General features: G+C 65.7%; 13 protein-coding genes. 2 read left to right on the top strand and 11 right to left on the bottom strand.

Annotated features, from left to right (window positions below):
• Positions 1–7: 7 nt before the first annotated feature.
• Genes AC5P8Z_RS05260 through AC5P8Z_RS05250 form a run of 3 tightly spaced genes read right to left on the bottom strand, consistent with a single transcriptional unit; the run spans position 8 to position 2,570 of the window.
• A complete protein-coding gene (locus tag AC5P8Z_RS05260; RefSeq protein WP_286069687.1) occupies positions 8–664 on the bottom strand; it encodes a type IV pilus inner membrane component PilO in 657 nt (218 codons plus the stop codon).
• Positions 661–1,512 carry a PilN domain-containing protein gene (locus AC5P8Z_RS05255; RefSeq protein ID WP_495228345.1) on the bottom strand — a complete coding sequence of 284 codons (852 nt, stop codon included), beginning with the start codon at positions 1,510–1,512 and terminating at the stop codon, positions 661–663. The genes AC5P8Z_RS05260 and AC5P8Z_RS05255 overlap by 4 nt, the downstream gene beginning before the upstream one ends.
• Positions 1,512–2,570 (bottom strand): pilus assembly protein PilM, encoded by a 1,059-nt coding sequence (locus AC5P8Z_RS05250; protein WP_005410860.1) that lies wholly within the window; start codon positions 2,568–2,570, stop codon positions 1,512–1,514. The genes AC5P8Z_RS05255 and AC5P8Z_RS05250 overlap by 1 nt, the downstream gene beginning before the upstream one ends.
• A gap of 219 nt (positions 2,571–2,789) precedes the next feature.
• On the opposite strand from AC5P8Z_RS05250, the gene AC5P8Z_RS05245 reads away from it, so the two are divergent.
• Together AC5P8Z_RS05245 and AC5P8Z_RS05240 are read left to right on the top strand one after the other, a co-directional pair.
• Positions 2,790–5,213, top strand: a complete 2,424-nt coding sequence (locus AC5P8Z_RS05245) for a penicillin-binding protein 1A (protein WP_286069690.1) — start codon at positions 2,790–2,792, stop codon at positions 5,211–5,213.
• A 243-nt stretch (positions 5,214–5,456) separates the two neighbouring features.
• On the top strand, positions 5,457–6,101 hold the full coding sequence (locus AC5P8Z_RS05240; protein ID WP_495228343.1) for a hypothetical protein: 645 nt from the start codon (positions 5,457–5,459) through the stop codon (positions 6,099–6,101).
• 130 nt (positions 6,102–6,231) lie between these two features.
• Here AC5P8Z_RS05240 and AC5P8Z_RS05235 read toward each other — a convergent pair whose 3' ends face one another.
• The 8 genes from AC5P8Z_RS05235 to AC5P8Z_RS05200 all read right to left on the bottom strand — a co-directional run bounded on the left by AC5P8Z_RS05235 (position 6,232) and on the right by AC5P8Z_RS05200 (position 20,541).
• A complete protein-coding gene (locus tag AC5P8Z_RS05235; RefSeq protein WP_286069691.1) occupies positions 6,232–6,981 on the bottom strand; it encodes a hypothetical protein in 750 nt (249 codons plus the stop codon).
• 69 nt (positions 6,982–7,050) lie between these two features.
• The gene (locus AC5P8Z_RS05230) at positions 7,051–12,252 is read right to left on the bottom strand and encodes an ESPR-type extended signal peptide-containing protein (RefSeq protein WP_495228342.1); all 5,202 of its coding nucleotides are present in this window, start codon (positions 12,250–12,252) and stop codon (positions 7,051–7,053) included.
• A gap of 69 nt (positions 12,253–12,321) precedes the next feature.
• A complete protein-coding gene (locus tag AC5P8Z_RS05225; protein ID WP_495228340.1) occupies positions 12,322–13,017 on the bottom strand; it encodes a pilus assembly protein in 696 nt (231 codons plus the stop codon).
• Between the two features lie 15 nt (positions 13,018–13,032).
• Positions 13,033–14,142 (bottom strand): CblD like pilus biogenesis initiator family protein, encoded by a 1,110-nt coding sequence (locus tag AC5P8Z_RS05220; protein WP_495228927.1) that lies wholly within the window; start codon positions 14,140–14,142, stop codon positions 13,033–13,035.
• A gap of 23 nt (positions 14,143–14,165) precedes the next feature.
• Positions 14,166–16,886, bottom strand: coding sequence for a TcfC E-set like domain-containing protein (locus AC5P8Z_RS05215; RefSeq protein WP_495228338.1), 2,721 nt, complete (start codon positions 16,884–16,886; stop codon positions 14,166–14,168).
• A gap of 49 nt (positions 16,887–16,935) precedes the next feature.
• Complete coding sequence (locus tag AC5P8Z_RS05210; RefSeq protein ID WP_286069699.1) at positions 16,936–17,442, bottom strand: CS1 type fimbrial major subunit; 507 nt, start codon at positions 17,440–17,442, stop codon at positions 16,936–16,938.
• A 526-nt stretch (positions 17,443–17,968) separates the two neighbouring features.
• Positions 17,969–19,057 (bottom strand): hypothetical protein, encoded by a 1,089-nt coding sequence (locus AC5P8Z_RS05205; protein WP_495228335.1) that lies wholly within the window; start codon positions 19,055–19,057, stop codon positions 17,969–17,971.
• Between the two features lie 206 nt (positions 19,058–19,263).
• On the bottom strand, positions 19,264–20,541 hold the full coding sequence (locus AC5P8Z_RS05200; RefSeq protein WP_049404024.1) for a citrate synthase: 1,278 nt from the start codon (positions 20,539–20,541) through the stop codon (positions 19,264–19,266).
• Positions 20,542–20,795 lie beyond the last annotated feature (254 nt).

Here is a 20,795-nt window from a genome sequence, read left to right as displayed (position 1 = left end):
GAACGGATCACTTGCTGCCCTCCTTGCCGGCTTCAGCCTTCTGCTGTTCCTGCACCTCGGTTTCGTCGAGATAGCGATAGGTCTTGACCGTACCGGAGAGCTCCAGCGCACCGGCGCGCACGCTGCCGCCGGTCTTGTCCGCCGGCTTCAGGTTGATGTCGTGCATGGTCAGGATCACCACGCGCGGCAACGAGGCCACGCCACTGACGAACGCGCCGAACTGGTGGTAGCTGCCCACCATCTTCAGCTTGATCGGCTTCTCGGCGTAGAACTCCTTGACCTGCTCCTGTTCCGGTTCGAACAGCTGGCTGGTCAGGCCGCTGGACAGCGCGGTCTGCGAGATGTCGATGATCAGGTCCGGCATTTCGGTCTTGCTGGGCAGCTGCCGAAGCATCTGCTGCAGCACCTGCTCCATCTGTGCCAGCTGCTGCTTCAGCGGCCCCAGGTTCACCGCGCGTTCCTGCTGCTTGGAGAACTCGGCGCGCAGCTCGGTTTCCTTCGATTCCAGGCCGGCCAGCTCTTCGCGCTTGCCGCTGATCAGCAGCATCCACGCAACGAACATGATGACCAGGGCCAGCAACGAGCAGAAGACGATCTTGGCCTTCTGCGGCCAGTTGCCGATGTCGTTGAAATCCAGATTCTTCAGATCGATTTTCTGGCTCATGCGCGATCCCCCTGCAGCGGGGCATGGAGGGCCTGCGGCGGCTGCGCCAGGCGGCTGCCCTCAGGTCTCGGAGCGGGCTTGGCAGCCGGTGCGGCCGGTGCTGCCAGCGTCGGTGCCGCCGGGGTCGCTGCCGGGCCAGCGGCTTGAGCCGCCGGTACGGCAGGCGTGGCGGCATCCGGGCCAGCGGCAAGCGGTGCCACCGGCGCCGGTGGGGCCGTCGCAACCGAGCCATCGGCATTGAGGCCTGGCGTGCCGGCCACTTCCTCGCTCTGTGCCGGCAGCTTCACCTTCACCACGAACACATACGGCAGCGCCTTGGTGTCGGCCAGCGGGCCGGCCTTGCCGTCCTTGTCCTTCTCCGGGTCACGCGCTTCGATGATCGACAGCTCCGGGTTGGTCATCCAGCCGGACGTCTCCAGATTGCGCATGTAGGCCGAAACGCGGGCATTGGACTGGGTGCGGCCTTCCAGGGTCAGCACGTCACCTTCCTGCTTCAGCGCAGTCAGCACCACACCGTCGGGAATCGTGCGCACCAATGCGTCGAACAGGTGAACCATCTGCGAGCGCTTGGCCTGCAGTTCCTCGATCACCTTCTTGCGGGCCAGCAGGCGGTCCTTCTGCGCATCGAGGCGGTCGATCTCCTTGTTCTGTTCCTTGACCTTCTCGATCTCGGCTTCCAGATAGGTGTTGCGGTCCATCTGGCCGCTCACCTGCCGGTCGTAGTAGAACCAGATCAGCAGCGACAGCAGCAGGCCACCGATGGCGGCCATGCCCAGCATTGCGTAGAACTCGCGCTGGCGTTGCTTGCGCCGCTCGGCGCGCCAGGGCAATAGATTGATGCGTGCCATCAGTCAAAGCTCCTCAGCGCCAGACCGGTGGCGATCATCAGCGCGGGGGCATCCTGGGCCAGCGCATGGGCGTTCACCTTCGGGCCCAGGGTCATCTGTGCCAGCGGGTTGGCGACCACGGTCGGCACGCCCAGCTGTTCTTCGACCATCTCCGGCAGCCCCCCCAGCACGGCGCAGCCGCCGGCCAGCACGATGTGGTCGACGCGGTTGAATTCGCTGCCGGCATAGAAAAACTGCAGCAGGCGGCTGATCTGCTGGACCGTCGCCTCCTTGAACGGCTCCAGCACTTCCATCTCGTAGCTTTCCGGCAACCCGCCCTGGCGCTTGGCCAGGCCGGCCTCTTCGTAGCTCAGGCCGTAGCGGCGCATGATCTCGTCGGTCAGCTGCTTGCCACCGAACACCTGTTCGCGGCTGTACAGGCTGCGGCCACCGCGCAGGACATTGAGGGTGGTCATGGTGGCGCCGATGTCGACCAGCGCGACCACGCCGTCGATGGATACCGGCAGCTCGCTGGCGACCAGGGCGTAGGCGTTCTCGACCGCGAAGGCCTCCACGTCCATCACCTTGGCCTGCAGGCCACCCAGCTCCAGCGCGGACTGGCGCAGTTCCACGTTCTCCGAACGCGACGCGGCCAGCAGCACCTGGACCATCTCCGGGTTGTTCGGGATCGCCCCGATCACCTCGAAGTCCAGGTTCACTTCCTCGATCGGGTACGGAATGTAGTTGACCGCTTCCAGCTCGATCTGGGCTTCCATGTCGTTCTCGTCGAGCTCGGCCGGCATCGGGATCACCTTGGTGATCACCGCCGACCCGGCGACGGCGGCAGCGGCCAGCTTGGCCTTGCTGCCTGAACGGTTCATCGCACGGCGGATGGCCTCACCCACGGCCTCCACTTCCACGATGTTCTTCTCCACCACCGCATTCGGCGGAAGAGGTTCCACAGCGTAGTGTTCCACACGGAAACGATTGCCGCTGCGGGACAGCTGCAAAAGCTTTACCGCAGTCGAACTGATGTCGACGCCTACAAGCGGCGACTGACTTTTTGGGATGAGCCCCACGGTTTCTCCCCTGCCGACGGGCACTTGGACGCAAGACCTGCGTCCGAGCATTAATAACGTATTCTTAGCAAATGGCAACGGCCCTGCTGTGAAGTTCCTCACGGATTCACGATGCAGCCCCTGACTGTTCCCCTTGCGCTCCCCGGTGCCGACCCCAGCCGCCACCTTGCGTAATCTATACTCTGCGACCACGAAATTCGCAATCGGAATCTGAACCCGATGACTCGACTCCGCCGCTGGCTGCGCTGGATCTTCCTGATTGTCCTGGTCCTGGCGCTGATCGGCGCGGCCGCCGTGGGCGGTCTGTACTACGCTGTGTCCTCCAAGCTTCCCGACGTGCAGACCCTGCGCGACGTGGAAATGCAGGAGCCGATGTACGTCTATGCTGCCGACGGCAAGCTGATGGCGGTGTTCGGCGAGACCCGACGCACCCCGATCACCATGAAGGACGTGCCGGAGAAGCTGAAGCAGGCGTTCCTGGCCACCGAGGACGCCCGTTTCTACGAGCATGGCGGCGTGGACTACATGGGCATCGGCCGTGCGGTGTGGCTGCTGGCCACCACCAGCGACAAGCGCGTGCCGGGTGGCTCCACCATCACCCAGCAGGTGGCCCGCCAGTTCTTCCTCAGTTCCGAGTACAGCTACACCCGCAAGCTGGCCGAGATCCTGCTGGCGCGGAAGATCGAGTCCGAGCTGAGCAAGGATGAGATCTTCGAGCTGTACCTGAACAAGAGCTTCTTCGGCAACCGCGCCTACGGCGTGGCCGCCGCCGCCGAGTTCTATTACGGCAAGAAGCTGAACGAGCTGGACCTGGATGAAATGGCTTCGCTGGCCGGTATCCCCAAGTTCCCCTCGTCGGGCAACCCGATCTCCAACCCGGAACGTGCCCGCCAGCGCCGCGACAACTACGTGCTGCAGCGCATGGCCGACCTGAAGTTCGTCAGCCAGGCCGAGGCCGACGCGGCCAAGGCCGTGCCGATGCACGCCACCGCGCATGAGCCGCCGGTGCAGGTCGATGCCCCGTACGTGGCCGAGCTGGTGCGCCAGGAAATGATCGCCCGCTTCGGCGGTGACGTGGTCAACAAGGGTTACCACGTCACCACCACCATCGACTCCACCCTGCAGACCGCCGCCAACCAGTCGGTGCGCGACGGCCTGCTGCTGTACGACCACCGCCACGGCTGGCACGGCGTGGAGAAGCAGGTGCAGGTGGGCCCCGGTGAAGACGCCGCCGCCCTGGCCGAGCACCTGCGCGGCATGTTCGGCCAAGCCGGCCTGCTGCCCGCGATCGTCGCCAGCACCGGCGCCGATGGCAGCGCCACCGTGGTGCTGGCCAACCGCACCGAGATCGTGCTGCCGGCCGGTGCCGCCAAGTGGACCAACAAGACCCCGGGCAAGCTGGTGCAGCGCGGTGACATCGTGCGCGTGCGGGCCGGTGCCAAGGAAGGTGAGTGGCTGCTGGACCAGATCCCGCGCGGCCAGTCCGCGCTGGTCTCGCTGGATGCCCACAGCGGCGCGCTGAAGGCGCTGGTCGGTGGCTTCAGCTTCTCCGGCAACAAGTTCAACCGCGCCACCCAGGCCCGTCGCCAGCCGGGTTCGAGCTTCAAGCCGTTCGTCTACGCGGCCGCCTTCGACAAGGGCTACAACCCGGCCTCGATCGTGCTCGACGCCCCGGTCGTGTTCCGCGACCGCCGCGGCAAGACCTGGGCACCTCAGAACGACGGCGGCGGCTTCCGCGGCCCCATGCGCCTGCGTGAAGCGCTGGTGCAGTCGCGCAACCTGGTCTCGGTGCGCCTGCTGGACGGCATGGGCGTGGACTACGCGCGCAAGTACATCAGCGAGTTTGGCTTTGCCGAATCGGAACTGCCGCCGAACCTGTCGATGTCGCTGGGTACCGCTTCGCTCACCCCGCTGTCGGTGGCCCGCGGCTACGCCGTGTTCGCCAATGGCGGCTCGCGCGTGGACACCTGGCTGATCGACCAGGTGAACGACCGCGACGGCAACCTGGTATTCAAGGAAAACCCGGCGCTGGCCTGCCGCGAGTGCGCCGGCAGCAGCGACCAGCCGGTCAACCAGGTGGTGGACGGCTTCAACTTCGGCGCCCCGGCCCCGAAGGTGGACCCGGCCGCTGCGGCCAAGGCCGAAGCCAAGACCGAAACCCCGGCCGCGCCGGCCAACCCGGACGCCCGCACCGCCCCGCGCGCGATCGACGCCCGCACCGCCTACCAGCTGGTGTCGATGATGCGCGACGTCGTGCAGCGCGGTACCGGCGTGCAGGCCAAGGTACTTGGCCGCGAGGACGTGGGTGGCAAGACCGGCTCCACCAACGACCACCGCGATGCCTGGTTCTCCGGCTTCGGTGGCCCGTACGTGACCACCGTGTGGGTGGGCCGCGACGACTTCCGCTCGCTGGGCTACCGCGAATACGGCGGCAAGGCCGCCCTGCCGATCTGGATCGACTACATGCGCACCGCGCTGAAGGACACCCCGATCGCGCAGAACGATCCGCCCAGCGGCATGGTCCAGGCCACCCTCAACGGCGCGACCGAGTGGGTGAAGGTGGAAGACATGGACCGCCTGACCGACTACGACCTGAACCTCAATACGCCGCAGGCCGACGCCGCCGCGTTCGATATCTTCTAAGAGGCAGGTGGGGCGGGTGCCAACCTTGGTTGGCCCCGCCTTTGCAGAGCCGAGCCCATGCTCGGCTGCTCTACCGCGGGGCCCGGAGCCGAGCGGCTCGGCTCCACAGGATCAACGGCCTGCCCTGCCCCGGTAGCGGCCAACCTTGGTCGGCACCTGCCAGAGCAGCAACATTGGTCATACCCAAGCCGATGTCACATCCGTGCGCTAGTCTGTAGCCAGGTCGCAACAGGGAGTCATCGCATGCACCGCGCCCGTCAGCATGCTGCCAGCCAGACCCGCGAGCGGCGCCACCGCCTCGCCCACGAAGCCGCCCGCCTGATGGCCGAAGGCGGCATCCGCGACTACCACCAGGCCAAGTTGAAGGCCGCCAGCCGGCTCGGCATCCACGACGATGCCTCCCTGCCCCGCAACACCGAGATCGAAGACGCCCTGCGCGAGTACCAGCGGCTGTTCTCCGGGCCCCAGCACCGCAACGAACTGCAGCGTCGTCGCGAGGCCGCAATGCGTGCGCTGGAGTTCCTGCACGGCTTCTCCCCGCGCCTGGCCGGCCCGGTGCTGGACGGCACCGCCGACGCCAACAGCCCCGTGCAGCTGCACCTGCACAGCGACGACCCGGAGGCCGTGCATCGCTTCCTGGACGAGCATGGCATTCCTGCAGAATCGCGGGTACGCCGCCTGCGCATGGACCGCGAGCGCAGCCTGGACGTGCCGGTGTGGGTGTTCAGTGCCGAGGAACTGACCTTCGACCTGGCCGTACTGCCGTACGACGCCCTGCGCCAGGCACCGTTGTCGCCGGTGGATGAGAAGCCGATGCGGCGCGCGTCTGTCGCGCAGTTGCGGCAGGTGCTGGCGGAAGCGGAGATCACCGCGTACATCGGCGGATGACGACGGCCGCGCCGGCCTTTGGCCGGCGAGCGCAGCGGCACCTTCCCTGGGTGGGTGCGAACCGTTGGTCCGCATTGTGCTTCAGATGGTGCGGATGCCTGGCCGAAGAGCAGCCGAGCCTGGCTCGGCGCTACAGTGGCAATCCGGTGCCGCGCAGCGGCTCGGGGTCACTCATCCATTCGGCCAGCCAGGGTGCAGCGGCACGCTTCGGATACTCGTCCATCATCTGCGCGTGCATGGTCTGCAGGTCATTCAACAACCACGCCTGGTGATAGATATCGCTGAACGAATCAGACCAGCCGCTCTTCACCCGCTGGCGATCGCTGCTTTCCAGGCTCGGCACCAGATCGTGGGGCCCATCCAGAATGGTCTGCAGCGCGCGGTTGATGCCGGCGTTCTCCTCGGCCGCCTCACGCAGGGAGGCGATGTGGTCCACCACACGCGTGCAGCGATAGGGCGCACAGCCGCCCGTGGTCTCGATGTAGTCGGCAATGTCCGCCAGCAGGTTGGCCTTCAACCGCCACGCCACTTCGCTTTCCATCGCCTGCCGTACCCGCATGGTTCTCCGCGTGCTGGCACGGATCTCCTCCGCGGTGACGTACGGTTGCCCGGGCGTGTTGCTGCCATGACGCACCAGCACGATGCGGTGAATCGCTTCCTTGCCGATGCCCTCCACCCGCAACGCGGCCGCCTGCGGGTGGATGCGCGGCGGAGGCACATTGGTGAACCGCCAGTAGTACCAGAGCAGCATGACCACACCGGACAGGCACAGCAGACTGGCCAGCATCCAGCCGTTCAGGTGCCGGGTGTAGTAGTAGTACCGCGCACGCCACAGATAGAAGCTGCGGTAGCTCATGAATCGACGTACCCAACCGTACATTGCCATCTCCTCGGCCAGTGCCCCGGCGCGGCGGGGCTCGTTACGCGCACCACGCCGGGGCGTCATGGCTTACCAGCCGATGCCCACACCCACGCCCACGGTACGTTCGCCGCTGTTGGTGAACGCGCCATTGAGGCTGAAGGTGGCCGAGCCCTTGTCGTTCAACACGCGCTGGTAACCCACGGCCATGGCCGATTCACCCTCGCTGTAGCCCACGCCCGCGCCGAGGCGGTTGTAGGTGTTCAAGCCGGCGGTGTTCATCGCCATCGCACTCTGCGCGCTGCTCATCGCGGCCATGCGGTTGAAGCGCTTGTCCATCTTGTCCAGGCGGCGGTCGACCTCGCGGCTGATGCCATCGCTGTACTCGTTGGCACGGGCCAGCATCTTCTCCAGCTCCGCGGTGTCCACCTGCGGGGTGGGCGCTTCCGGCTTCGGTGCATCGGCCTGCGGGGTGGGCGGCGGCGGCGCGCCGTTGTCGGCCACCTTGTTGTCGGCGGCAGACGGCGGCGGCGTGGCGGGGGTCTCCGGCTCGGGCGATGCAGCAGGTACGGCGGCCGGCGCACCGGCATCAGCCGATGCGATGGTGAGCGCACGCGACTGCGGTGCCTGCGGCTGGCCGTCCAGACGCTGCTCCAGGCCATCCACGCGGCCATTGAGCTGCTGCTGCAACGAGTACAGCTGGCCGCCGTTGACCGCATCGCGGCTGCCGGCACCGACGTAGCCGTTGGCCACGTTGGACAGGACCATGCCGTTGGCACCGGCCAGGTTGAGCTGGTTCAGGCCATCGGATCGGAGCGAGGGGCCATCCTGGAACACCGAGCGCAGCTGCGATTCCACGCGGTCCACGCGCTGGGTACCGGTGATGACGGCCGAATCGAGCGTGGCCAGGGCATCGTTGAGCGTGGACTGCTGGCCGCCCTGCACGTTGAAGGTGGGACTGATGATGTTGCCGTTGGCGTCGACGTCGCCGCCGAGTACAGCGAGAGAATCCCTAAGCTGGGCTACCGTTGTTGCGTCGTTGTCGCTAGTACCTCTACCGACATTCACTATTCTCCTTGTCATTCTTTGGTGGCCAACCGATACCACCATTGCCTCCGAGGCTACCGATTCAGACCCCAAGGCAACTGCGCCATACGCCGTTGATTCAACTTCACTAAGCCTGCCTATAGACAGTCCATTTTTCGCATAGACGTTGGCACCGGTCCCTAGCGAGAACCCATTTTCAGCACCCATCGATACAAATGAACCACGCCCTATAGCTACAGATCCCTCGGCGAGCGCACTTGAATAGGCACCAACGGCTGTGGCGCCACCATTGGCCGAAGTACCCGCCCGTGACGAATCCCCGATGGCAACGGAATCTTGTCCCGCAGAAGCTGAAGCCCCGGAGCTTCCCTTCGCCACAAAGAACTTTGAACGTTCTTGAAGTTCATCAATCCGAACATTCGTCGCAAAGAGCTGCCCACCATTTACCACATCTTGGCTTCCGCTTGACAGCGAACCATCAGCAACCCCGGTCAAGCGCGAACCACCGAAGTCGATCACGCCCCCCCGTGCTGTAGACATGGAATCAAACGACGGATTTCCGTTACTACCAGCCCGAAGATCCTCAAGGCCAGCACGATTCTTCTCGATGTCCTGCTTGACATCAAACAGCTGATTGCCGGTCACCGCATCACGGCTACCCGCTGCAATAAGGCCATCAGCCAGGTTGGACAGGATCATGCCATTGGCACCGGAGAGGCTTAGCTGGCCCAAGCCATCAGCGCGTACAGATGGCCCATCCTGGAACACTGAACGAAGCTGATCCTCCACGCGGTCTACGCGCGCACCACCAGTTACGACGGCACTGTCCAGTGCAGCCAATGCATCACCGACGGTATTCTGGCTTCCACCTTGAACGTTGTAGGTCGGCGAGATTATTCTTCCATCCCTATCTATCCCCGCACCACCACCAAAAACAGAGACAGCCTCATCAAGCTGCTCGAGAACTACCGCATCGTTACTCCCCCTTGCGCGGGCGACGTTAACGAGTCTGCGCTTGAATGAATTATCCCCAAAGGAAACAGTCATTGCTTCCGTTGCCACTGAATTGGCGCCAACGGCCACGCCCATCTCAGCCCCAACACCCACGCGTGCGCCACTACCGATCGCCACTCCATCATTCGCTTCAACAAAGCTTCCCGCACCCAACGCGAATCCATTTTCGGCATGACTCTCGACCTGGGCAGCCCTACCCAACGCAACGGAGTTCCTACCCAGCGCGGCGGCGAAGCTGCCCACTGCAGTCCCACCCTCTGTTGCAGTTGTGGCGACGGCCGAGTTGCCAATTGCCACAGAGAAAGTTCCTGCTTCGGCAGCGCGAGCCGACGACTCCTTACCCAACGAAATGAGCTCTGAGTCAAGCTCCATTTTCCTGAGCCGCTCGTTCGTTGCAAACAACTGCCCACCATTAACCGCATCCGTACTCCCCGCAGAACTGATATCCCCCGCAGCAACACCCTTCACCTTGCCGCCGGCCACATCCACATGGCCATCAGCATCAAACTTCACCACGCCATCCAATTCCGGATCGAAGTTGTCGAACTCCCCACGCAACTTCTCCAGCTCGCTGCGGTTGTCAGCAATACGCCCGTCATGCTCGGTCAAGTTCTCGCCCTGCACCCGCACCAGCTCGTTCGTGGCAAACAACTGGCTGCCCGTCACCGCGTCGGTGCTGCCACCCGATACCACGCCGTCGGCAATGTTGTAGACCCGACGCTTGCCGCCGTTCTTGTTGGCTACATCCACGATTGTTCCCGTGTTCTCACCACCCAGACGCACGTTGCCGCTGCCGGACACCTGGCTGACCAGCCCCCCGAGCGCATCGACCTTGGCCACGGCGGCATTGGCCGTGGTCTGTGCCATGCCTGCGGCCGTCTGTGCCGCCGTGGCGGTGTTCTGCGCGGCGGTCACGTTGGTGTTGGTGGTGTTGAGCTGGCGGCCGGTCACTGCCTCGGTGCTGGTGCCATTGAGCGTGGCATCGGCCACGCCGCTCAGCTTGCGGTTGGCGTTGGACTTGTTGCGCATGTCCAGGGTGGTGCCGGTGTTCTCACCACCGAGGCGCACATTGCCCGTGGCGGATACCTGGCTGACCAGGCCACCCAGCGCATCGGCCTTGGCCACAGCGGTGTTGGCCGTGGTCTGTGCCGTGCCTGCGGCGGTCTGCGCCGCCGCGGCAGTATTCTGCGCCGTGGTCACGTTGGTGTTGGTGGTGTTGAGCTGCCGGCCCGTCACCGCGTCGGTGCTGGTGGCATTCAACGCACCATCGCCCACGTTGACGATCTTCCGCTCGCCGCCGGCTTTGCCAACCGACACCTGGTTGGTGCCCGTCGTCACCGAGCCCTGGCCCAAGGCCACGCTGCCACTATGGCTAGCGTTGGCCCCGTTCCCCAGCGCCACGGCGCCCTGTGCGGAGGCCTTGGAGAGGCTGCCAACGGAAAGTGCGTACAAGCCGGATGCCTCGGCTCCCCGACCAAACGCTGCAGCCTGCCCATTGCTGGCACTTGCCTGGTAGCCCACGGCCGTGGATTGGGCACCCTCGGCCTTTGCATCATTCCCCATGGCCACGCCGCGGTCGCCCACCGCGGACGCACGCAGGCCGGCAGCGACAGCCCCGTTACCGCTGCGGCTGTTTGCGCCCAGCGCCACGCCCCCGGTGCCCGTGCTCTTGTTGCCTGCGGCATCGACATTGGCACGTGCGTCGGCACCCAGCGCGATGCCGTTGCTGTTGTACGCCTTGGCGCCGGATCCGAGCGCGGCACTGGCACTTGCACCACCGCCCTCAGCGGCCGCGGCACTGCCCAATGCCACGGCAGCGGCGTCCAAGCGGGCTTTCACCGCATTGACCTGTGTGTTGGTGGCATGCAGCTGGTTGCCGGTGACCGCCTCGCTACTACCGGCCGCCAACAGGCCATCCTTTACGTTCACGATGCTGCGCTTGAGCGTGGCGTTGCCCACCGACACCTGGTCGGCCGCGGTGGTGACCGAGCGCTCACCCAGTGCCACCGCGTTGTTGTGGGTGGCCTTGCTGTTGCCGCCAATTGCCATGGCATTGGTGCCGCTGGCCTCGGCAACGCTGCCCATGGCGATGGCATTGGTACCCAGGGCCTTGGCACCGTTGCCGAACGCAGCGGCAGCCGCGCCCTCGGCACGTGCCGAATGACCCAGCGCCACGGACACGTTGCCAGTAGCAGTAGCCTTGTTGGCCTCGGTGACGGGCGAGCCGGTGGCTACCGCGTAGCCCTGGGTGTTGGCCTTGGCCAACGCTTGGTCGGCAATGGACCGGGCGTTGTCGGCTGCCGTCTTGGCTGTGCTCGCCGCAGTGCGCACTGTACCGATACTTGCATTCAGCGCATCCTTCTCACGCTGCAGCGTACGTCCGTTCACCGCGTCGTAGCTGCTGCTGTTCACTGCGCCATCAGCGACATTGACGATCCTGCGCTTCTTCGTTGCATTGCCAACGGAGACCGTGTCGGTCTGCGTGGCTATCGAATCGCGGCCCAAGGCTACCGAACCCGTCTGCTGTGCCTGCGCGCCCTTGCCCAGTGCTACGGCGCCAGCTGCCTGTGCGTTCGCCTGGAAGCCAAGGGAGACACCATCATAGGCCGATCTGGCCCTGCCACCAATGGAAATAGCACCGGTATAGCCGCTGTTGCCAGCATGGGCATCGCCGCCGATGGCAATGCGATCTTCACCACCGCCATCGGCCGTCTGCGCGCCACTGCCGAAGGCAAGGCTGTTCTTTCCGCGCGCTTTGGCATCGTTGCCAAAGGCGCTGGTGCCCAACCCGTCACCCAGCGCACGGGCACCAAACACGGCCGAATAGCCGTCTGTAGTACGGGCGCCGTGACCAAACACTGCCACGTAGTCACCCTTGGCATAGCTGCTGTTGCCAAAGCTGGTCGAGTAGGAACCGTCAGTGTAGTTGCCCGCGCCGAATCCCATGTAGTTCCTGCTACCGTTGGCAGCATCGGCGTAGTTCACGCCATCGGTATGTCCTGCGAACGGCGCGCAGCGAACCAGCTGGCCCCCGGCGCTTGTGTCGCACCCCAGGAAGTGCGAGGCCTGTGCACCTGGCAGCACGAGTGCACCAGCAAGGGCCGCCAGCAGGATCGGGCTGGCACCGACGCGGGTTGCAGGTGCGGCCTTGCCGCGCGCGGTGGTCAGTTCGCTGGCGACCACCCAGCATTGCCGGGCGGTGGACCAAAGTTTGCAGTAGATCTTGTTCATGGTGGTTCTCCTTAACAATGGAAGGAAAAGAGACCCGCCGGCACCGTTGCACACGGCGGGGTGTGGGGATCAGGGGGAAAGGGTCTGCACGTGCTCGCGGTAGCCATCGCGGCTGAGCCGGTAGCGCAGCTGCACGCTATGGCCGGGCAACACTTCGAACGGCAGGGTCAGTTCGCTTCCGGGGTACAGGCTTCGCGACACCGCATGGGCGGTGCAGCGCGTGCCTTCGCAGTCGGAGATGCTGGTGATGCCCAGGCGCAGGGTGCCTTCGTTGCGCAGGGTTCGGCCGTGCACGCGCGGCAGCACGGTGCCGTCGGCGGGCAGTACATTCACCAGTGCTCCCCAGACCAGATTCACGCCCACGCTGGCTTGTGCGCTGTCAGCGGGGTCCAGCCCGGTTTCGTCCGGGCCGCGTACGCCTTCGAAATACACGCGGTACGCCGTCTCCTGTTGTACCGGTTGCAGCGGAATGACGCGGATCAGGCGGTTGCCGCCGCCGGCCAGCGCGAACTTGCCCGGGGTGATGGCGATGGCCGCCTCGCTGGGCTCCACTTCCACTTCGTGCTCGCTGGCGTCGGCCGCATCGACAATGCGCCGCAGCGAGGCCTGGATGTACTGTGGCTGGGTGGATTGGGAGTAGATGCGGATCTGCGTGCCGCGCTTGGCATCCACCGACGAGCGCATCGGATGCACGGTCAGGTTGGCCTGCGCCGGCAATGCCAGCAGCAACGACAGGGACAACAGAAAGAGGGCAAGGGGCTTCATGGTTTCTCCTTGGAATCAGGGCACGGCAGCAGGCACGCGGAGCTCGACCGTCAGGTCACCCCAGTAGGTGCCCGGGCGCTTGGAGGGCGAAGGGACGCGTGGCATGTCCAGCGTCATCGGCGTGGGTACGCAGAACACCGGCTGGCTCATGCCCGGCAGCATCACCAGGCGCAGGCGCGCACTGTCGATGCCACCAAGCCGTTCCTCCACGCCGTTGGCCAGCGGCACAGGCGTGCCGTTGTGGTCCAGCGTGATGGTGTAGTCCAGGCGCTGGCTGTCATCGCTGCCGCTGGTTTCGTGCCACAACGAGAAGCCGCTTGGGCCCGGCGGGCGCGAGGTGGTATCGCGCGCGGTCACCGCCAGGTAGGACGCCTGCGAGCCGAGGCCGTCGTACAGACACATGTCCACGACCACACGGCCTTCCAGTGTCTGCCGGATGGGGTCGTAGCGTGCGTCGAGGTTTACGAGTGGCGTGGTGCTTTCGTACTGCGGGAAATAGATGGAGACCGCGTTGTGGTCGGTGATGGTGAAGTCGAGCGAGAAGTCGTACTTGACGTTTCCTCCACCCTCGATTCCCACTAACTCAAGTCGAAGGTCGGCCAACCAATGTCCGGCAACCAACCTATCCAGTTCAGTGCCGGTGATGAACAACTCGACCCCGAGCCCCGCAGGCTGGTCCGAAGCACATCGATCGAGCGAGTTTGACCACAAGTGTCGTTTAGACGCGTGCCAGTAATCACTGCTACATGCCTGACCCGTCATCGCTCGCGTGAGAGCACCTTGGAGCCCTACTAATGTCTCCAAACCCGATCGGACCTCCCGAAACTTGAGATAGATCGTTCCATAGCCGGAGGTCAAGTTGCGTCCTGAAGTCGGGCAACTCCCGTTTGTGCTGTCCTCTTCCGAGGAGCAAACGATATGACTCGTCGCATAGGGGCTCGCCGGCATACTTGCGTCATATGCAATCAACTTCTTGGAGGTCCAGAGCTCGACATTCGAAGGTCTGGATGATCGATCCCAAGACGCGACTACATCTTCGTGGGTACTCACCGGATGCGTCTCCGGCGGCCTCTGCCCCCACGCCCTCGGCACACACACCAGTGCCGCCAGTGCGGTCACCAGCATCACCACCCACACTCCACGCCGGTTCATGGCGTACCTCCTGCTGCTGCGGTCTGCGGCGTGGCGGCCATCAGCGCCTGTTCCTGCAGCAACCGGGTCACGCGGGCCTGCTGGCGGATTTCCGCCGGCAGCTGGGCCACGGCCAGCGGTTCGCAGTGCACGGCGCCGACCAGCATCACCACGCTGCGGCGCTCGCGCACCTGCAGTGGGCAGTGCAGCAGGCGGTCGTCCTGCAGCAGGTAGAGCGTGCGTTCGCGACGCGGGAAATCGGCGACGAAGCCGCCGTTGGCGCCGGTGCCGGGCACCGGTGCGTTGAGGATGCGGGCGCCGCCCAGCGGCACGCCGGCCACGTCGCGGGCGTTGCCGATGAAGGTGTAGGTCACCTCGATCGGCACCGGCAGGCGCAGCAGGCGGCCGGGCGCCAGGAACAGCGGGCGCGCGCCACCCACGCCGCTCACGCGGATGGCGGCATCACTGCCCAGGGCGCTGGCGTCCTGCACTTCGGCGCGGTGCGACTGGTAGGCCGACAGCGGCAGCAGGCGGCGCTCGCCCAGCGCCAGCTTCTGCCGGCGCATGCCGCCCACCTGCAGTTCGGCAGCCACGCCGGTCAGTTCCAGGTCGTCTACGGTATCCACCTGCACGGCCAGGCCGGCATCGGCACCCACGCCGCCACCCCAGTAGAAGCCGCGGCGGCCCAGCGCCAGCCCGGAACTGTGCGTGGCGCTGTAGGACAGTTCATCGCGGCCGTGCTGCGCGTAGTGCGCCACCGCCACCGAGGTATGGCCCAGGCGGTTCTGCAGCTGCCCGCCCAGCGATGCGCTGTAGCGTTCGTTGTTGTTGCCGCGCACTTCCAGGGTGGCCTCGCGGAACTGCGTATCCACTTCCTGGCGCAGGGTCTGCGAGGCGCTGTAGTTCACTTCCGGGCGCGCGTGCTGCGGCTGGCGCATGTCCACGCTGTAGCGCCGCTGCGATGAGCCGATATCGCGGCGCTGCAGGCGGCTGAAGGACAGGCTGAGGAACACACCACGGTCGCGATCGCCATTAAGGCGGCTGCGGCTGTGCTGCTGCCACACGCCCACGCGCGCGGACACGCTGAATTCCTGCCAGCGCTGCATGCGGTTGTAGCTGGCCTGCCAGGTGCGGCTCTGCCGTGGTTCGCGCTGGTAGCGCGGCTGCCACGGCAGCAGCGGGTCAAGGCCGGCCATGGGGTCGTCCCATTCGTCGCGCAGCAGCGCGCCACGGCTCCAGGTCTGGCGCTTGGTGTAGGCCAGGTAGGCACTGCCGCCTGCCAGTGGCAGCGACACCGAAGCACTGAGTGAATCGGCGCAGCCCAGGCGGTCGCGCGCATCATCGTTGAACTGGCAGGCCTGCCCACGCAGGCGCTGGTGGTAAACATTCCACGACGCATGGCGGCGGTACGACAGCTGATGCTGCTGGCCACTGCTGCCATCGCTGCCGCGCAGGCCGCTGAAGGTGGCGCGTATATCCTGGGTCTCAAACTGCCGGCGCAGGTCCAGGCGCAGCTCGCCATAGCTGAAGCCGCCGAGGTCAGCCACACCGGCGGTCACTGCCGCATCGCGCCCCAGCGGCACGCGCAGGCCGGCCATGGCCGCCAGTTCATCGTTGAAGCGATCATCGCGGCGCTCGTTGCGGCGGCCGCCCTGCAGGAACCACTGCACGCTGCCGTTGGCCCAGTTGCCGCCCTTGTCGAACGGCGCGTCTTCGCTGCGCACCAGCACGCCGTCTTCGTAGATGCGCAGCATCACGGTGTAGCTGCCAAACGGAAAGCGGCGGGTGTCCAGTTCGTTGATGCCGGCCTGCAGGTAGAAGGTCTGCAGCAGGCGCTCGCCATCGAATGCATCCACGCGGGCATCGCGCGCCAGCAGCACGGTGAGCGGCGTGGCCTGCACGGCGCTCTCTGCATCCACGTAGGCCTGGGTGGTGCCCACGCGCAGGCCCTGGAAGCGGTCCATCGGCAGCATGCTGAAACTGAAGGTGCCGCCCTGCGGGCTGGACAGGTTGCGGCGGTCCATGCGCCCGGCCTGCAGGTAGTGCTGCTGGCCCAGGTCGTGGCGGTAATAGGCATTGTCGAACTGGAAATCCTGGCGGCGGCGGCCACCGCGGTACTGCTGGCTGTTGAAGTTCCAATCGACCTTGGCGTGGCCGCGCTGGAACAATCCCAGCGTGCCGGCGCCCTGCGCGGTGAGCGCCTGATAGCCGCGGCCGCCGCTGAAATTGAGGGTCTGCTGGTGCAGGAAGGCGTTTTCGGCGTTGCGGCTGATCTGGTGGAAGCGATCGTTGGCGGGCTCGCCGCGGATCCACTGCCGGGCCACGAACAGACGCAATGCGCCCTCGCCTTCGTCGTACAGCGCGCGCACGGCCGCGGGGTCTTCCGGCGGATCCAGATAGCCGCAGCCGGCGGTGCCGCTGCCGTAGCGGCAGGCCAGGTGGCTGTTGCGCGGCAGCGGCTGCGACAGCGCCGGCAGCAGCACGGCCTGCGCCTCGGCGGGAAGATCGAGCGCCTGCAACACGCGTACGGGATCTTCCACCTGCACATGTTCCAGAGTGACGCGCACTGGCGACAGCCCGGCGCTGCGGCCGAACAGGCGGATGTCGAGTTGTTCGGTCTGGCCTTCGACCAGATCTTCGAAACCGGCGGGGACGCCGCGTGCCGCGACCAGCGGCGTGGCCATCGACAAGGCGAGCGCCATCGCCAGCCGGGTGACGGCGGGTGCGTGGGCTTTCATGGGGAATGGCCTGGAAAGGCCGACCCGGCGTGCGGGCCGGCACAGGGTGTTACGGGGTGCCGGCCTTCTGCACCATCGCGATGCTGACCATGCCTTCGTACTTGCCGGCCACGGTCAACGGGGCCTGGCTGGTCTGGCCGATAGTGAGATCCAGCACAACCGAATGGCCTTCCAGCGCACCGCTATAGAGATCCGAAGCCAGGAAGTCCTGCTCGGCCACGGTGAGCGCGCGCCCCATGAGGCTGACGGTGAGCGGCACGGCCGGTGCCGCGCCGGTGGTACGGACCAAGCTGGGCGCGGTGATCAAGCGCACGCCCACGTCCATGTCTTCGTCGTTGGTGTAGATGCGCACGCGCTCGGTGTAGGGGGTCAGGCCCAGGCCCGGCACATGGTTCAGGCGCACTTCGGTGGGCAGCGCGCTGCCGTCTTCCTTCAGCAGGGCCAGGGTCAGGTCGACATCGGCGTAGACCTGGATGTGGGATTCAGCGGCGTGCGCGGACAGCGACGCGGTGACCAGCGCTGCAGCGAGCGCGGCCTTCTTCAGAATGGCGTTCATCGGGTTGTCTCTCTCGGACAGTAAAGGGAGAGCTTCCCTCCCAGGAGGAGGAGGAGGAGGGAGGGAAGCGCCGCGACTTCCGGGTGGGAAAGTGGCGACGGAGACAATGGTAGAAATCCGCCCTATTCCGAATCCATTCAACGATTCCTAAATCGCGGATTGTTAAGCGCATTCCTCGACGCGGCTCAATGATCCGACTGAATGCAACTTGCCTCACTACAGAATGCAAGAAGATGCATTGCGCGTTTGCGAGGAAGGCGTGGAGAGTGGTCGATTGCGCCAACAACCGGCTGGCATGGCCCGGCGCTACCGGATGGAGAGCGAGCGCCCAGTAGATCCACGCCATGCGTGGGTTGTTTACACGGATGCCAAACGCATCAGGCCGCCTTGCGGCGGCCTGATGGTCAGAGCATTCAAACACGTGCGATCAGAAGAAAATCGCGTACAGGATCAGCAGCGGAATCGGCACGCCCAACAGCCAGAGCAGAATCATTTTCATGGCAGGTCTCCTTGCATGGAATGCGGGTTACAGGTCGCGGCGGCGGCCGCCCCAGGTGGCGCTGAGGCTGGCGAAGAACGCGCCGATCAGCAGGGTGATGAACAGCCACAGTGCGGCGTAAGCCGCTGCTTTGCGCGCATCATCGGCCGCCTGCTTGGCGGTGGTCTTTGCCTTCTCCAGCGCGGCACGCATGCGCGTCTGCACATCGGTCACACGGGCCTGCGCTTCGGCCGGGCTCATGCCGGTCTCGCGCGCGATGAGCTGCGACAGGTACTGGGTGTCGGCCGGATCGAGGCCATCGCCCTGCAGGCTGTTGACGATGATGCGGTTCACTTCGGCACGGACTTCCCGGCGGTCGCCCATCGGGCCGTGGCCCGGCATCGGACGCGGCGGCTGCGCCATGCGCGCATCGCGCGGGCCAGGGCTGGCGACCGGCGGCGGCGCGGCCGGGTCCATCGGGCCGTTGCCTGGCGCCGTGCCGGGTGCGGGCGGCGCCGGCGGTGCATCTGCGACATCCGCGCCCGGGTGGGTGGCGTTGCGGAACAGCGAATCCACCCAATAGTTGAGGTCGCCTTCCGGTGCGGCCGCGGCGGCGCTACCGGCACCTGCGGCGGCTACGCCGGCCGTGGACGCAGCGGCGCCTGCAGTGGCGCCGGCCACCTTCGCGCCCGTGCCGAGCACGCCGCCGATGGCCGAGGTCAGCAGGCCCGCAGTCAACAGCGTGGCGACGGCCCACGACACGAAGCCGTGTGCGGTATCGCGGAAGTAGGTTTCATCACCGTGGATCTGCGTCCACTTGGTGCGCAGGCGACCAGCGAGATAGCCCCCCAGGCCGGAGGCGGCCAGCGCGGTGAAGGTGAGCCAGGCGATGCTGGACCAGCCGAAGGTTTCCTTGCTGACGCCCTCGAAGGACCACGGCGATACCGAGGACAGGCCAAGGCCGACACCGAGGATGAGCAGGATGAGGGAGAGTGCGGCGGCAGCGGCGGCACCGGCGAAGATCGCGCCCCAGGAGACGGCGCTTTCGCTGGGAGGGGCGACGATGGGGGCGGTGACGACAGTGGCGACATCGGGACCGAGCGGGCCGCGCTCGGGTGGGTCGAATCGGGTACTCATGGGGTGGACGCTCCATTTCAGGTGCTGCGGATGCAGCTGGCGTCCTGAGGCTGCGCGAGCGGTTGTGAAGCTGGCGAGACCCTTGAATCACGCGGTCTTTGCGCGGTGAAGCGCGTGCCAAGCAAGGTTGGCACCCACCGGGGTGGCGGCAAGAAAAAAACGCCCCGCGGATGCGGGGCGTTCTTCTCACGAATGACCTCGGGCGATCAGCCCTGGTAGTCGCGCACGTCGCTGCCGGTGTAGACCTGGCGCGGACGGCCGATCTTCATTTCCGGGTCGACCTGCTGTTCCAGCCAATGCGACACCCAGCCGGAGGTACGGCCCAGGGCGAACATGACGGTGAACATCTCGGTCGGGATCTGCAGCGCCTTGTAGATGATGCCGCTGTAGAAATCGACGTTCGGGTACAGCTTGCGGGCGACGAAGTACTCGTCCTGCAGCGCGGCCTGTTCCAGCTTCACGGCCACGTCCAGCAGCGGATCCTGCACGCCCAGCTGCTTGAGCACCTTGCTGGTCATCTCGCCGATGACCTTGGCGCGCGGGTCGAAGTTCTTGTACACGCGGTGGCCGAAGCCCATCAGGCGGAAGCCGGAGGTCTTGTCCTTGGCCTTGACCACGGCGGACTCGACGTTGTCGGCAGTGCCGATCTCTTCCAGCATCTTCAGCACGGCTTCGTTGGCACCGCCGTGGGCCGGACCCCACAGCGCGGTGACGCCAGCGGCGACAGACGCGTACGGGTTGGCACCGGTCGAACCGACCAGGCGCACGGTCGAGGTCGAGGCGTTCTGCTCGTGGTCGGCGTGCAGGATGAACAGCAGGTCCAGCGCCTTGACCACGTCCGGGTTCAGATCGTACTGGCCGTCAGCCGACTCGAAGGTCTGCTTCAGGAAGCGGCTGACGTAGTCCAGCGAGGTGTCCGGCTTGTTGGCCGGCAGGCCCTTGCCGTGGCGGTAGATCAGCGCCGACAGGGTCGGCACCTTGGCGATCAGGCGCACGGCAGCCTGGCGGCGCTGTTCGGCGTCGGACAGGTCCAGCGAGTCGTGGTAGATGGCCGACAGCTGCGCGATCGCAGCGGCCAGGATCGCCATCGGATGGGCATCCTTGGCGAAGCTGCCGATCAGGGTGTTGATCGAATCGTCGACGTTGGCTTCGGCAGCCAGCTCATCGGTGAAGGCCTTCAGCTGCTCGGCGCTCGGGCGCTCGCCGTTGATCAGCAGGTAGGCCACTTCGACGTAGCTCGACTTTTCCGACAGCTGTTCGATCGGGTAGCCGCGGTACAGCAGCACGCCCTTGTCGCCGTCGATGTAGGTGATGGCGGACTTGCAGCTGGCCGTCGCGGTGAAGCCGGAATCGTAGGTGAAATACCCCGTTTCCTTGGTCAGCTTCGCGATGTCGACGCAGTCGTTGCCAAGGGTGGGTTTGATGACGGGCAGAACGACCGACTTGTCGCCGGCGTTGAGCGTGACCTGATCAAGATCGGACACTGTGTGCGCTCCTTCATGGGAAGGCGCCTGCCCAAGCGCATTGGTCAGGCACGTGAATGACGTCCTCGGCCTGTGCCGGGGATCAGGTCATTATCGCACAGCAGCATTTGCCCGGCGCTAGACAGAAGTCGTATACGACAGGCGGCCAGACGCCGGCCGTTGAGCGGCCCGGATCGGCAAACGCGTTGTCACACGAACGCAGTGTTCCGTCCATCCAAACGCCCGTTGGGTTGGCGTTGGGGAAAAACAAACGG

This window comes from Stenotrophomonas sp. YJH_SMC_17, assembly GCF_059371655.1.
The sequence above is the reverse complement of the archived record's forward strand: the minus strand, read 5'-3'. Positions and strand labels throughout refer to the sequence as shown.